The organism is Streptomyces sp. NPDC001750 (assembly GCF_042892615.1).
Classification (GTDB): domain Bacteria; phylum Actinomycetota; class Actinomycetes; order Streptomycetales; family Streptomycetaceae; genus Streptomyces.
The window spans coordinates 1-15,548 of sequence record NZ_JBIAUE010000028.1 but is presented as its reverse complement, the minus strand read 5'-3'; the positions used below and the strand labels follow the sequence as shown (position 1 = coordinate 15,548).

Annotated in this window: 2 protein-coding genes; both read right to left on the bottom strand. The window is 72.5% G+C overall.

Annotated elements, in window-relative coordinates:
• Nucleotides 1-94: 94 nt before the first annotated feature.
• Nucleotides 95-12,886 carry an amino acid adenylation domain-containing protein gene (locus ACFYY6_RS31420; protein ID WP_389196824.1) on the bottom strand — a complete coding sequence of 4,264 codons (12,792 nt, stop codon included), beginning with the start codon at nucleotides 12,884-12,886 and terminating at the stop codon, nucleotides 95-97.
• Nucleotides 12,887-13,055: 169 nt separating this feature from the next.
• A partial coding sequence (locus ACFYY6_RS31415) for a condensation domain-containing protein (RefSeq protein ID WP_389196822.1) occupies nucleotides 13,056-15,548 on the bottom strand: 2,493 nt, incomplete at its 5' end.

The window sequence follows — 15,548 nt, the reverse complement described above, 5'->3', positions numbered from 1 at the left end:
GCGAGGGGGCGGGACACTCGCCGCTCCGCACACAGCGGGGCGGGGCGCCCGCCGCCCCGGCCCCGCCTCCGGTGGTCACCGGCTGTCGGTCATGTCACCTTCCCCTGGCGAGTTCTTCCAGCGCCCGCGCGTAGGCATCCGCCAGACCGTCGATGGTGCTCCGCTCGTACTGTGCCGAGGAGTACGACCAGCTGACGGTCAGCCGGCCGTCCTGCACCAGCGCGCCGACGTCGATCAGATGCGGCCTGGCTTCGCCGAGGTCGAAGTCGCGGCCGACCACGTCCAGTTCGCGGCGGATCAGGCCGCCCGCTCCGCCGTCGCCGCTCGCGCCGCCGTCGCCGCCCGCCATGTCGAACCGGCCCAGGTAGTTGAAGCTGATCTGCGGATGGGGCGCGTCCGGGAGCAGGCCCTCGCCGAGCCAGCGCAGGGCGCCGTGCCCGACGCCGTGGTGCGGTACGGCCCGCAGCCGGCGCTTGACCGCCCGGACGGTCTCCGCCCAGCCGGCCCCGGCCGGGGTGTGCAGCGCCACCGGGTGCAGGGCCGTGAACCAGCCGACCGTGCCCGACAGGTCGATGTCCTCGAAGAGGTCCTCCCGGCCGTGGCTCTCCAGCGCGACGACCTGGTCGTCGCGGCCGGTCCAGTCCGACAGGACCCGGCCGAGCCCGGCCAGGAGCAGGTCGTCGATCCGGGTGCGGTAGCGGCCGGGCGCGGCGTGCAGCAACGCGTGGGTCCGCTCGGCGCTCAGGGTGACCGCCACCGCGTCCAGCTCCGCCCCGGTGTTGGGGGCGTCCGGGCGGTCGACCGGCAGGGTGCCGGCGGCCGCGCGCACCGCGTCGGCGGCGGCCCGCCAGTGCTCCAGCTCCGCGTCGAACCCGCCCTCCGCGACGTGCCGTTCCAGTCGGCGCGTCCACTGCCGCACCGACGAGGTCCGGGGCCGTACCTCGACCGGTTCACCGGTCACCGCCTGCGCGTAGCCGGCCTCCAGGTCGTCGAGCAGGATCCGCCAGGACACGCCGTCGACGACCAGGTGGTGCGCGGTGAGCGTCAGCCAGGGCGCGCGACCGGGGCCCCGGTCGGCGTACAGGACCCGCAGCAGCGGGCCGTCGCCCAGCCGGAACCCGGTCTGCGCCGCCCGGACGACGGTGTCCCAACGGGCTAGCGCCTCGTCCGCCGTGCCGGACAGGTCGTGCACGGTGAACAGGGCGTCCGGGTCGGTGTCCTCGACGGCCGCGACGTGTCCGGTCCACCGGCCGTCCGGGCCGGTGGGCGCGTAGGTGGAGCGCAGCGCCCCGTGCCGGGCCACCAGGGCCGCCACGGCCGCCCTCAGTGCCGACGGGTCGGTGCCGGGGGCGAGTTCGAAGGAGTTCGTCATGCCGAAGTGGGCCGGGGCGAGGGGGTGCGTCGCGAAGAACCAGCGCGCGATCGGGGTGAGCGGCAGTTCGCCGGTCTCGGTGTCCTCGGCGGTGACCGCCGGGGATGCCGTGTCGCGGGCCGCGTCGGCCTCCGCCGCCAGAACCGCGACGGTCTGGCCCACGAACACGTCCCGCGAGGACAGTTCGAGACCGGCGCGGCGGGCCCGGGAAACGACCTGGATGCTGAGGATGGAGTCACCGCCCAGGTCGAAGAAGGTGTCGTGCACGCCGACCTCGTCGACCTTCAGCACGTCCGCCCAGATGGCGCAGAGCGTCCGCTCGGTCTCCGTGCGCGGGCCGACGCGCTCCGCGACCGACCCGGTGTCCGAGGGTGCGGGCAGCGCCTTGCGGTCCGTCTTGCCACTCGCGTTCACCGGCAGCGCCGGCAGAGTCACGTAGGCCGACGGCACCATGTAGTCGGGCAGTGTCCGGGCCAGATGGGACCGCAGTTCCTCGGGCGGGCACGGTGTCGCGCCCTCGGCGGGGACCGTGTACGCCACGATCCGCCTGGCGCCCGGCCGGTCCTCCCGTACGACGGCCGCGCCCTGTTCGACCGCGGGATGGGCGACGAGCGCGGCCTCGATCTCGCCGAGCTCGATCCGCAGGCCGCGGACCTTCACCTGGTCGTCGGCGCGGCCGACGAACTCCAGCCGCCCGTCGGCCCGCCAGCGCACCACGTCGCCGGTCCGGTAGAGCCGCGCGGCGCCCTTCGGGTCGGCCGGGTCGGGAACGAAACGGGTGGCGGTCAGGCCCGGGCGGCCCAGGTAGCCGCGGGCCACGCCCGCGCCCGTCACGTACAGCTCCCCGGGTACGCCGACCGGGACGGGGCGCAGCCGTCCGTCGAGCACCGACACCTTCGTGCCGGAGACCGGGCCGCCGATCGGGGGCACGGTCGCCGCGGTCGCGGGGGCGGGCGGCAGCGTCCCGCTGAGGGTGGCGACGACCGTGGTCTCGGTCGGGCCGTACGCGTTCAGCATCCGGCGGCCGTCGGCCCAGCGGGCGACGAGGTCCGCGGTGACGGCCTCGCCGCCCGACAGCAGCGTCCGCAGGCCCGGCGCGCGGCCGGCCGGGATGCTGCCGAGGACGGTCGGCGGTATGAAGGCGTGCGTGACGCGTTCCCGCTCCAGGACGTCGGCGAGGTCCTCCCCGGCGAGCGGGCCGCTGGGCAGCGGAGCGCCGTCCGTGTCCCGGGCGCCGGGGTCGGTGGGCAGGACGAGGGTGCCGCCGCCGCTGAACGCCATCAGCAGTTCGAGCACGGACGCGTCGAAGCCCGACGACGCGAGCTGGAGGAACCGCCCGCCGTTCCCGGACGCCCGGTGCGCGGCGGCGTGCGCGTCCGGGTCCCGGACGGTCCGGGCCTCGGTGTCTTCCCCGTCCAGGTCGCGGACGGTGCGGGCGAGGGAGGCCAGACCGGTGTGCGGGACCACCACGCCCTTCGGACGGCCCGTCGAGCCGGAGGTGTAGATGACGTACGCCGCGGCCGACGCGGGTACCGGCACGCGCACGGGCCGCGCGGCCGCCCCGGCGTCGGCCCGGACGAGCGCCGGGTCGTCGACCGTGAGGACGACGGGCGCGGCGCCCCCGGGCCGGGCGGGCGCGGCGCCGAGCGCGTCGGCGCCGGTCCGGTCGGTCACCAGCACGGTCGCGCCGCAGTCGGAGAGCACGTAGTCCAGCCGCTCGGCCGGCCAGCCCGGGTCGACCGGGACGTACACGCCGCCGGCCCGCAGTACCGCGATCACCGTGACCACCCATTCGGGCGAGCGGGGCAGCATCACCGCGACCCGTGATTCGAGCCGGACGCCGCGGGCGCGCAGCAGCCCCGCCATCCGGTCCGCCCGCTCGTCCAGTTCGCGGTACGAGACCTCCTCGCCGCCCCACGCCAGCGCGGGCGCGTCCGCGTGCACGGCGGCCCGTCCGGCGAACCATTCGCCGAACGCGACCGGAGCGGAACCGTCGCGGCCGGTGCCCCAGTGCGCGGCGCGGCGTGCCTCGTACGGGGACAGCGGGGCCACGTCGGCGAGGGTCGCCGCCTCCCCGGAGGTCAGCTCCCGCACCATGCGGGCCAGGTGCTCGGCGAGCCGCCGCGCGGTGACGGGGTCGAACAGCAGCGGGTCGTAGGCCAGGTCCATGCTCAGTCCGCCGGTGTCGCCCCTGCCGCCGCCCGCGATCAGCGTGAGCGGGTAGTTGGTGGCCTCGACGGCTTCCACCTCCCGCAGGCCCACCCCGTGCCGGGCGGCGGCGTCGGCGTCCACCGGATAGTTCTCGAACACCACCAGGGTCTCGAACAGCGCGGTGCCGGAAGGGACTTCGGTCTCGATGTCGCTCAGCGCCACGTACTCGTGCCGGCGGGCCTCGACGGCCCGTTCCTGGATCCCGCTCAGCCAGGGCACGACGGGGTGGTCCATGGAGACGTCCACCCGCACCGGGAGGGTGTTGATGAACAGGCCCAGGATGCTGTCGGAGCCGGGAAGTTCGGCGGGCCGCCCGGAGACCGTCGCTCCGAACACGACGTCCCGCGCTCCGCTGTGGTGCGCGAGGAGCAGCGACCAGGCGCCCTGCACGACAGCGTTCGGTGTCAGCCGGTGGCGTCGCGCGAACACCCGCGCCCGCTCCGCCTCGGCCGCCGACAGCACAACCGGCACCCGTTCGGTCGAGCGTCCCCGGCGTTCCCGGGAGGCCGGACGGTCGCAGGGCAGGGACACGGGCTCGGCGAAACCGGCCAGCCGTTCCCGCCAGTAGGCGCGCCCCTCGGTGTGGTCGCGTGCCCCCAGCCACTCCAGGTAGTCCCGGAACGCCCCCCGCGCCGGAGCCGGTCGCGCGGTGTCCGCGCCGGTCAGTGCCGCGTACTCGGCGATCACGTCCGACAGGAGCGCGGCGCTGCTCCACCCGTCCAGAAGCAGATGGTGGAAGGTCCAGAGGACCTGTACGGCCCCGCCGGGCAACGTGGCCAGGGTGAGCCGGGCCGGTGGCGCCGTGCCAAGGTCGACGCCTCGTTCGCGGTCCGCCGCGAGCAGGGCCGTGACCCGCGCGGCGCGGTCCTCCTCGTCGGCGCAGCCGGACCAGTCGCGGAACGCGACCGGCAGCGGCGCCTCGCGGTGCACGACCTGTACCGGCCGCTCGGTCTCCTGCCACGCCACCGACACCCGCAGTGCGTCCGTCCGGTCCGCCACCCGCCGCCAGGCACGGGCCAGCACAGCGGCGTCGGTCACGCCGTCGAGGACACAGGCGAACTGCTCCAGGTACGCGGCAAAGTCCGGTGCGGCGAGGGTGTGGAACAGCATTCCCGCCTGGAGCGGCGTCAGCGGCAGCACGTCGGTCACGTTCCGCCCGCCGCCGACGACCCGGTCCACCTCGTCCTGCGTCAGTGCGATGAGCGGGAAGTCGGCGGGCGAGCACCGGCCCGCCGTGGGCTGTGCGCAGTGCGCGACGAAGTCGGCGAGCGCGGCCGTGAAGGCGTCGGCCAGCCTCCGCACGGTCTCCTCCCGGTGCAGCCCCGGCGAGTACGTCCAGGAGAAGACGAGCCGGCCGTCCTGGACACCGCCGACGACCTCCAGGAGATGGCTGCGCCGCTCGCGACCGCCGCGGTCGCCTCCCGCGTCGGGCAGTTCGGCGCGGTAGAGCCCGCCGTCCGGGGCCTGCGCCGGGGAATCCGTGTCGGGGTGCGTGGAGGGCGACGATCCGGGACGTGGGGCGGCCGGGGAGGCGGAGCGCGGGGTGGAGGGGGCCCCGGGCCCCGGGGCGGCCGTCACGTCGAACTGACCGTGGTAGTTGAAGCTGACCTCCGGCCGCTCCGGAAGGGCGCCCGCGCCGAGGAAGTGGAGTGCTCCGTAGCCGACGCCCCGGTCGGGCACGGCGCGCAGCCCCTCCTTGACGGCGACGATCGTGTCCGGCCAGGCGTCGCCCGCGGGCAGCGGGAGCGCGACCGGGTACAGGGACGTGAACCAGCCGACCGTACGGGTCAGGTCGACGTCGTCGAACAGTTCCTCGCGCCCGTGCCCCTCCAGGTCCACCGCCACCCGGTCCTGCCCGGTCCAGCCGCGCAGGGTACGGGCGAGGGCCGCGAGCAGCACCTCGTCCACGCGCGTGCGGTACACCTGGGGCACCCGGTGCAGCAGTGCCGCCGTTTCGTCGGCGCCCAGCTCGCACAGCACGGTCCGCTCGGCGGCCACGGTGTCGTCGCCGCCGGGCGTGTCCAGCGGCAGCGCCGTCGGCGCCCTGTCGAGCGCGGACGCCCAGTAGCCGCGCTGGTCGTCGAAGCCGCCGTCGCGGAGGTGCGCGGCGAGGCGGTCGGCCCACTGGCGCACCGAAGTGGTCTTCGCGCCGAGATCGGGCGACTCGCCGGAGAGTGCCTGCCGGTACGCCGTCTCGATGTCGTCCAGCAGAATCCGCCAGGACACCCCGTCGACGACCAGGTGGTGGGCGGTGAACTGCACCCGGGGCCGCCGCCCGGCTCCCCGCGCGACGAGGACCCGGAGCAGCGGGGCCCGGTCGAGGCGGATGCGGGAGGCGGCCGAGGAGGCCAGCACGGTCCAGGCGGCCTCGGGGTCGGGGGCGGCGGAGAGGTCGTGCTCCTCCACGACACCGCCGAGGTCGGGCAGATCGGTGACGGACACGATGCGCGCGGTCGGTGAACCGGACGGGGTCTCGGCGAAGACCGTGCGGAGCGCGTCGTGGTGGCTCAGCACGGCCCGCACGGCCTCGCGGAACGCGGACACGTCCAGGCCCTCGGTCAGCTCGAACGCCATCGACATGGCGAAGTGCGCCGGGTCCTCGGTGTGCGTGGCGAAGAACCACTCCCGGATGGGCGTCGGGGCGACCTCGCCCGTCACCTCCCCCTGGTCGGCCGACAGGGCCGGTCCGGCGCCCTCGCCGTCCCGACCCGCGGCGTCCCCGGACGCGGTGAGGCCCACGAGCCCTGCGAGGGCGGCGACGGTCTGCCGGGCGAAGACGTCGCGGGACGACAGGCCGAGACCGGCCCGACGGGCCCGGGCGACGAGCTGGATGCTCAGGATGGAGTCGCCGCCCAGGTCGAAGAAGTTGTCGTGGACGCCGACCTGGTCGACGCCCAGCACGTCGGCCCAGATCGCGGCGAGGGTCTCCTCGACGGGCGTGCGCGGCGCGAGGTACGCGTCGGTCGCCTCGGCCGTGGGCGTCGGCAGGGCCTTGCGGTCGACCTTGCCGTTGGCGTTCAGCGGGATCGCGTCCAGCGTCGTGAACGCCGACGGCACCATGTAGTCCGGCAGCGTCGCGGCGGCGTGCTCCCGCAGGACCGCCGCGTCCACCCGTCCGCCCGGCGCGGGCACCACATGGGCGACGAGCCGGGCGGGCGCGCCCGGCCGGTCCGCGAGTGCGTCGACGACGACCTGTGCCACGGAGACATGGGCCGCGAGCACGTGCTCGATCTCCCTGGTCTCCACCCGGAACCCGCGCACCTTGACCTGGCCGTCGCCGGCCCGCCGCACGTATTCCAGCGTGCCGTCCGCGCGCCGCCGCACGATGTCGCCCGTGCGGTACAGCCGCTCGCCGCTCCCGCCCGGGTCAGCGACGAACGAAGCGGCCGTGAGATCGGGTCGGCCCAGGTAGCCGCGGGCGAGTCCGGTCCCGGAGACGTACAGCTCGCCGGGGACGCCGACCGGGACGGGCCGCAGCCAGGCGTCGAGGACGGTCACCCGCGTCCCGGTGACGGGGCCGCCGATGGGCGGTACGCCCGTCCCGATGACGAGTGGTGCGCTGATGGTGGCGCAGACGGTGGTCTCGGTCGGCCCGTAGGCGTTGAGCATCGTGCGCCCCGGCGCGCACCGGTCGGCCGTGTCGGCGGGGCACGCCTCGCCCGCGACGGTCAGGACCGGCGGCAGGTCCGCTGTGTCGAGCGCGGCGACCAGGGCGGGCGGCAGGGTGGCGTGGGTGACCCCGGTCGCGGCGACCACCGGACCGAGCCTGGCCCCCCAGTCGGCGTCCCGCCCTCCTGGTGTCTCGTCGACGACGAGGGCGGCGCCGGTCAGGAGCGCCATGGACAGCTCCCACCAGGAGGCATCGAAGCCCGGCGAGGCGAACTGCAGCACCCGCGCACCGGGACCGGCACCCAGCCGTTCCGCCTGTGTACGGGCCAGCGCCGCGATCCCCGCGTGCGTGACGGCAACGCCCTTGGGACGGCCCGTCGACCCCGAGGTGTAGATGACGTACGCCCCGGCGCCGACCGGCACATGGACGCCCGGGTCGCCCGGGGTCTGCGCGGCGAGCGCGCGCACGGTCTCGGGCGCGTCGAGCAGAAGCGCCCGGGGCGTACCGGAGGCGGGCAGCCTGCCGAGCAGTGCGGTGCGGGTGAGGAGCAGGTCGGCGCCGCTGTCCGTCAGGACATAGCCGATCCGGTCCTCGGGGTAGCCCGGGTCCACCGGAACGTACATGGCGCCCGCTTTGAGGACGCCCAGCACGGCGACGACCTGATCCACGGAGCGCGGCAGCAGGAGGGCGACCCTCGACTCCACGCCGACGCCTGCCTCCATCAGGTGCCGGGCGAGGCGGTTGGCCCGTCGGTCGAGCTCGCGGTAGGAGACGGGTCCCGCGTCGGGCGCGGTCGCGCTGATGAGCGCCGGGGCGTCGGGCGCCTCGGCGACGCGCAAGGCGAAGAGCGCGGGCGCGGAAATCGCGGGAACCGAGGTCTCGGGCGTGGAGGTCCCGTGCGTGAAGCGGGGTTCACGCGCCGTTTTCTGAGCGCCGGTTCCGTCGCCGACGGCTCCGTTGTCGGCGGTCCCGCAGTTGGCGTTTTCGCGGTTGGCGGTCGCGTTGTCGGCGGTTTCGTGGTCAATGGCAAGGGTGTGGAGGGGCGTGTCGGCCCGGGCGGCGAGCAGTCCCTCCGCCAGAGCAAGCCAGTGCGCCGTCATACGACCGATGGTGTCGGCGTCGTACAGATCGGTGTTGTACTCCACGCCCGCACGCAGCCGGCCCTCGTCCTCAAGAAAGCCGAAGGTCAGGTCGAACTGAGCTGTCTCCCGATCCAGTTCGACCGGCTCCACATGGAGGCCGGGCAGATCGAGGTCCGCGGTCGGGGTGTTCTGGAGACTCACCATCGCCTGCACGAGAGGGGTGCGGCTGGTGTCCCGGTCCGGGGCCAGCTCCTCGACGAGCCTGCTGAACGGCACGTCCTGGTGGGCGAAGGCTCCCAGCACCGTCTCGCGCACGGCCGCCAGGAACTCACCGAATCCGCGCGACTCGTCGACATCCGTCCGCAGGACCAGGGTGTTGACGAAGAAGCCGACCAGGTTCTCCCACTCGGCGCGCTCACGGCCCGACACCGCCGTGCCCAGCGCGATGTCACGCTGCCCGCTCCACCGCGAGAGAAGCAGTTGAGTGATCGCCGTCAGGCTCATGAAGAGGCTCGTGCCGTGCGCACGGCCGACCTCGCGCAACCGGCCGGCCAGGGCCTCGGGCACGTCGAAGGAGCACAACGCACCGGCGGTGGTCCGGACGGCCGGGCGGGGACGGTCGGTGGACAGGTCCAGGGGTTCGAGACCGGCTAGCCGCTGCCGCCAGTAGGCGAGACCGTCGTCCACCGATTCGCCACCGTCATCGGCCGCCGACCGCAGCGCGCGCTGGTGAACGGCGAAGTCCGGGTACTGGAAGGCAAGTTCGGGGAGATCCGCGGCCACACCCCGGGTGGCGGCGGCGTAGAGCGCGCTCAGCTCGCGGGTGATCACACCCATGGACCAGCCGTCGGTGACGATGTGGTGCATCGCGAGCACCAGCACATGCTCCTGCGGCCGATCGGCCCGGCGCGCCAGAAGCGCACGGAACAAGGGCCCGTTGCGCAGATCGAAGGGAGCGACCGCCTCCTGGGCGAGAAGGGCGTCCAGTTCGTCCTTTCCTGTGACGTCGACGACACGAAGGAGGTTTGAGGCGTCGGTGAGGGCGATCGCCGCCGTGGCCCGTTCGACCGTGGTGCTCGTGTCGTGCACCACCTGGACGCCGCGGCCGTCGACCTCGTCGAACGTCGTACGAAGTGCTTCGTGCCGGGCGACCAGGGCGGCGAGCGCGACACGCAGAGCGGACAGGTCGAGGGCGCCGGTGAGACGGAGGGCGTCGACCACGTTGTACTCGACGGTGGTGTGCGCGAACTGGTCGAGGAACCAGAGGCGTTCCTGTGCATAGGAGAGAGGAAACCGCCCGTCGGCCGGTCGCGGAGGGGGTGTGAAGACCGGTTCCGGTGCCGCCGCGGGAGTGAGGGAGGCGGCGAGCCGGCCGACGGTGGGGTGGTCGAACAGGGCGCGCGGCGAGAGCACGACGCCGAGGGCGTCGCGGGCGCGGGAGACGGCTTGGAGGCTGGCGATGGAGTCGCCACCGAGGCTGAAGAAGTTGTCGTGGACGCCGACCCGTTCGACACCGAGCACATCCGCCCAGACACCCGCGAGGATCTTCTCCGCATCGGTGCGCGGAGCGACATACTCCTCCCCCGCCTCTGCCTCCGGAGCGGGAAGCGCCCTGCGGTCCACCTTGCCGTTCACGTTCAACGGCAGCGCGTCCAGAACGACGAACGCCGACGGCACCATGTACTCCGGCAACGCACCCCCCGCATACTCACGCAGCACAGCAGCGTCGACGCCGCACCCGACGGCAGGCACCAGGTAGGCGACCAGTCGCTTCACCCCGGGGCGGTCCTCCCGGACCTGCACCGACACCCGCCCCACCGACACGTGCCGGGAAAGCACCGCCTCGATCTCGGCCAACTCGATCCGGAAACCCCGCACCTTCACCTGACCGTCACCACGACCCAAGAACTCCAGCCGACCATCCCCCCGCCACCGCACCACATCACCCGTGCGATACAACCGACCACCCACGCCGAACGGATCCGCGACAAACCGCTCCGACGTCAGATCCGACCTGCCGTCATAACCACGCGCAAGACCCGAACCACCCAGATACAACTCCCCCGGCACCCCCACACCCACCGGCCGCAACGCCCCGTCCAGCACATACGCGCGGGTGTTGTCCATCACCGACCCCAGAGGAATCGCGGATGCGTCCGTGTCCCCGGCCGTGACCGGCCCGCACACCGCGAACGTCGTCGACTCCGTCGGCCCATACACATGGACCAGCTCCGTGCCCGCGCAGTGCTCCAGCATCCGCGCCATCGCCACACCCGACGCCGCCTCACCACCCGTCCACACCTCACACAGACCCGCGAAACACCCCGGATCCTCCCCCGCCAGCACATCGAACAACGCCTTCGTCAAGAACACCGACCCCACCCCGGCCGCAACCGCCTCACGCACCACCGCAGCACTCAACTCCGCCTCCGCCACCACCACCGTGCCGCCGTTCAGCAACGGCACCCACACCTCATACGTCGCCGCATCGAACGAATGCGGCGAATGGAACAACACCGCCCCATGCCCACCCGAACCCCAACGACCATCCGCCGCCAACGCAACGATGTCCCCATGCGTGACCGCCACACCCTTCGGCACACCCGTCGACCCCGACGTGAACATCACATACGCCAACGACCCCGACCAAATCACCACAGGCAGGTCACCCGCACCGCTCGGCACCGCACCCACCGCCAAGGCCGGCACACCCCCGACCTCATCCACACCCCGGTCCGTGAGCACCAGCCGAGCACCGGCCTGCGCCAGCACCTGCCGCACCCGCTCCTCCGGATACGAAGCATGCAACGGCACATACACACCACCCGCCTTCAACACGGCCAGCATCGCCACAACCACATCCACCGACCGCTCCAACAGCAGCCCCACCCTGGACTCCGACGACACACCCCCCTCGACCAGGACAGCGGCAAGACGGTCGGACTCGGACTCCAGCTCCGCGTAGGACAGCATCGCCGTACCGCACCGCACCGCCACCGCACCCGGCGCCGCAGCGACCCGACGGGCAAACGCCTCGACCACCGACACACGACCGTCGAACTCCACCACCGCACCCCGACCGGCCACCAGAACCCGATCCCGCTCCCCCGCACCCAGCATCGGCACCTCCGCCAACGCCACACCCGAAGCAGCCACCAACCCCTCCGCGAGACCCAACCAATGCCCCGCCATCCGCTCCACCGTCACCGCATCGAACAAATCCGTGCTGTATTCGATTGCGCCGATCAACTCCTCGCCCTTTTCCTCGAATTCGAGCATGAAGTCGAAGGGCAGCGCGTCCCTGGTCACCCCCATCGGCTCCAGGCTCAGGCCGGGGAAGTCAGGAGCCGACTCGGTGGCGCTCTGCAATACCACCACGGCCTGGACCAGGGGCATACGGCTGGGGTCCCGCTCGGGGGCCACTGCCTCGACCACTCGGTCGAAGGGCACGTGCTGGTGGTCGAACGCCTCCAGCACCGTGTTTTTCACATCTGTGAGGAAGTCGCCGAACGTGGCAGTCGGGTCGATCCGCGACCGCAGCACGAGGGTGTTGACGAAGAACCCGACGAGATTCTCCAGTTCGGTGCGGTCCCGGCCCGAGGTAGCGGTGCCGAGCGCGATGTCGTCCTGGCCGCTGTAGCGCGACAGGAGCAGTTGCGTCACCGCCGTCAGTGTCACAAAGAGGCTCGCGCCCCGTTCCCGCCCCGTGGCGGCGAGGCGCCCTGCCAGCTCCGGTGCGACACGGAACGTGTGGACCGCGCCGGACGAGCTTCGCACGGCGGGGCGGGGCCGGTCGGTGGGCAGCTCCAGGGGTTCGAGACCGGCCAGCCGCTGACGCCAGTACGCGAGCCCCTTCTCCTCCCGCGCATCCGAACCGTCGACCCTGTCCCGCTGCCAGACGGCGAAGTCGGCGTACTGGATCGGCAGGGAGGGGAGTCCGGGCGTCTCACCGCGCACGACGGCCGCGTAGCACCGGCCGAGTTCGTCGGTGAGGATGTCCAGCGACCGGCCGTCGGTGACGATGTGGTGCATCGCGAGAAGCAGGGCGTGTTCGCCGGTGCCGAGTCGTACGAGGCAGACGCGTACGAGCGGGCCTTCGCGCAGGTCGAACGGGGTCAGCAGGCGCTCGCGCAGGAGATCGTCGACAACGGCGCCTGCGACATCGGGCTGCCCGCCCGGCCCGGATTCCCCGGTCTGCCCGATCCTTGCGTCCGGTCCGGCGTCTTCGATGTACTCGATCGGTACGGCGAGCCTGGAATGCACCACCTGGACGACCCTGCCGTCGACGGAATCGAAGGTGGTACGCAGCGACTCGTGGCGGGCAACGAGCATATCCACAGCCCGCTGAAGCGCGGCGACATTGAGGTCGCCTCGTACACGCAGGGCGAGACCGGAGTTGTACTCCGTGCCGCCGGGCCTGAACTCCTCCAGGAACCAAAGGCGTTGCTGCGCGAATGATGCCGGAAGCTCCGCCCCCTCCCCGCGTTCGACGGGAGATATCGCGTCGGGGTCGACCGCCGCCACGGCACCCGCCATGCGTGCCCTGAGCAACTCCTGCATGTGGGCGGGCAGGGCGCTGATCCGGTTCTCCCGGGACGGTTGCGTGCTCATCTCGCGTCTCCTTGTGACACCAAGAAAAGGGCGGGGCGGAAGGGCTGAGGGGATGGAGGTGGGGGGCCGGACGGAGGCCGGCGCCACGCCGGGGACAGGGCGGGGCGGCCGACCTCCGGCCGGGGCGGCCCGACCGGAGCGAGCCGAGGCGGTACGAGGGCCCGGGACGTCAGCCTCGGGCCACGCTCCGCAGAGCCGCGACGAACTCCTCGGCCAGGGCCGCGACCGTCTCCTGGTGGTGCACGGCTGCCGAGTAGTACCAGGTGACGACGAACCTGCCGTCGTCCACGGCGGCGACCACGTCGATCAGATGGTTCCGCTCCTGCTGGGGTCCGTGTTCCTGGCCGTCGACCGCGATGGACCGGTCGAGGAGACCCGCACCGCCGGTGGCCGTGTCGAACTGTCCCAGGTAGTTGAAGCTGATCAGCGGATCGACGGCGGGGACGAGACCGGGTGTGTCCGCGAGGTGGCGGAGCGCGCCGTAGCCGACGCCCCGGTCCGGGACGGCTCGCAGCTGGCGCTTGACCGAGCGCATGGTCCCCGGCCAGTCGTCCCCTGCGGGGAGTTCGAGCGCCACGGGGTACATCGCCGTGAACCAGCCGACGGTACGCGTCAGGTCGATGTCGTCGAACAGTTCCTCGCGACCATGGCCTTCCAGGTTCACGGCGACCTTGTCCCGCCCGGTCCAGCCCCGCAAGGTGCGGGCGAGGGCGGCGAGGAGCACGTCGTTGATCTGGGTCCGGAACCGGCCGGGGACCTGGTGCAGCAGCGCATGCGTGTCATCCGTATCGAGGTACGCCATGACCGCCGCCTGGTCGGCGACCTTGTTCCCGCCCAGCGGCATGTCGCGCGGCAGGCCGATCTCGGCGGCCTCGGCCACCGAGCTCCAGTACGCCGCCTGGTCGTCGAAGCCTCCCTCGCGGACGTACGCGCCGAGCCGGTCCGCCCAGTCGCGCACGGACGAGGTCCGCGGCCCGAGGTCGGGGGCGCGGCCGGCGATCGCGTGCTCGTACGCGGTGGCCAGGTCGCCGAGCAGGATGCGCCAGGAGACGCCGTCGATCACCAGATGGTGCGCGGTGATCAGCAGGCGGGCCGGTGCGTCCTCGTCGGTGGCCGTGCCGACGACCGTGCGGATCAGGGGGCCGACAGCGAGGTCGAGCCCGGCCTGTGCGTCGACGACCAGTGCATGCCAGGCCGCCTCGGCTCCGTCGGCAGGGAGTGTGTGGACGGTGAAGACGGCATCGAGGTCGGCGTCGGGTGTGATCCGGCCGGTCCAGATGCCTTCCGCGTCCTGGACGAACGTGGAGCGCAGGGCGTCGTGCTGAGTGACCAACGCCCCGATTGCGGCACGGAGCGCTGCGAGGTCGACGTCGTGCGGCAGCTCGAACGCCAGGGACATGTTGAAGTGGCCGGGAGCCACCGGGTGGGTCTCGAAGAACCACTCCCGGACGGGGGTCGACGCCACCGTTCCACTGACCGGTCCCTGTTGGCCCGCGTTCTCGCAGGGGTCCAATGCCCCGTGCGGTCCGGCCTCGTCGATACGAGCGGCGAGGGTGGAGATGGTGGGGTGCTGGAAGACGTCCCGGGAGGAGAGTGACAGACCGGCACGGCGGGCCCTTGAGACGACCTGGAGGCTGATGATCGAGTCGCCGCCGAGGTCGAAGAAGTTGTCGTGGACACCGACTTGCTCCAGCCCGAGGACCTCCGCCCAGACGGATGCCAGGACCTGTTCCGTCCCGGTGCGCGGAGCGACATAGGCCTCCTCGTCCCCGGTGAACTCCGGAGCGGGCAGGGCCTTGCGGTCCAGCTTGCCGTTCGCGTTCAACGGCAACTCGTCCAGAACCACGAACACGGCCGGCACCATGTACTCGGGGAGCGCAGCCGCCACGTGCTCACGCACCCCGGCGATGTCCAGCTCCGAACCATCGGCCACCACATACGCGGCCAGACGCTTCACCCCCGGCCGGTCCTCACGAGCAACAACCACGGCCTGGCTCACATTCTCGTGCGCGACCAGGACGCTCTCGATCTCACCCAGCTCGATCCGGAAACCACGCACCTTCACCTGATCATCGCCACGACCCGCATACTCAAGCATCCCGTCCGCATGCCAACGCACCACGTCACCCGTGCGGTACAGCCGGCCGCCCTCACGGAACGGATCGGCGACAAAGCGTTCCGCAGTCAGACCAGGACGCTCGTGATAGCCCCGCGCCAGACCACCCGCGAGATACAACTCACCCCACACACCCACAGGAACAGGACGGAGGAAGGAGTCGAGCACATACGTGCCCTTGCCCGCCACACTCCTGCCGATCGGCACCATCGCACCCAACTGATCGCCCTCGGCCTCCGAGAACCAGCCGGTCGCATAGACCGTCGCCTCGGTCGGACCATACAGATTCGCGACCGCCGCACCCGGCATCACCTGACCGATCCGCTCCCGCAGACCCGACGGGAACGCCTCACCCGCCAGCACCACCAGACCTGCACGGACCTGCGCGTCCTGCTCCAGCACCGCCGCGAACGCCGACGGCACCGCCGACACCAACGAACCCGACCACGACCCCCGCTCCGCAACAGCAAGAACATCCCGCACCACCTCCAACGTCCCACCCGCAGCCAACGTCCCGAACAACTCGAACACCGACACATCGAAATT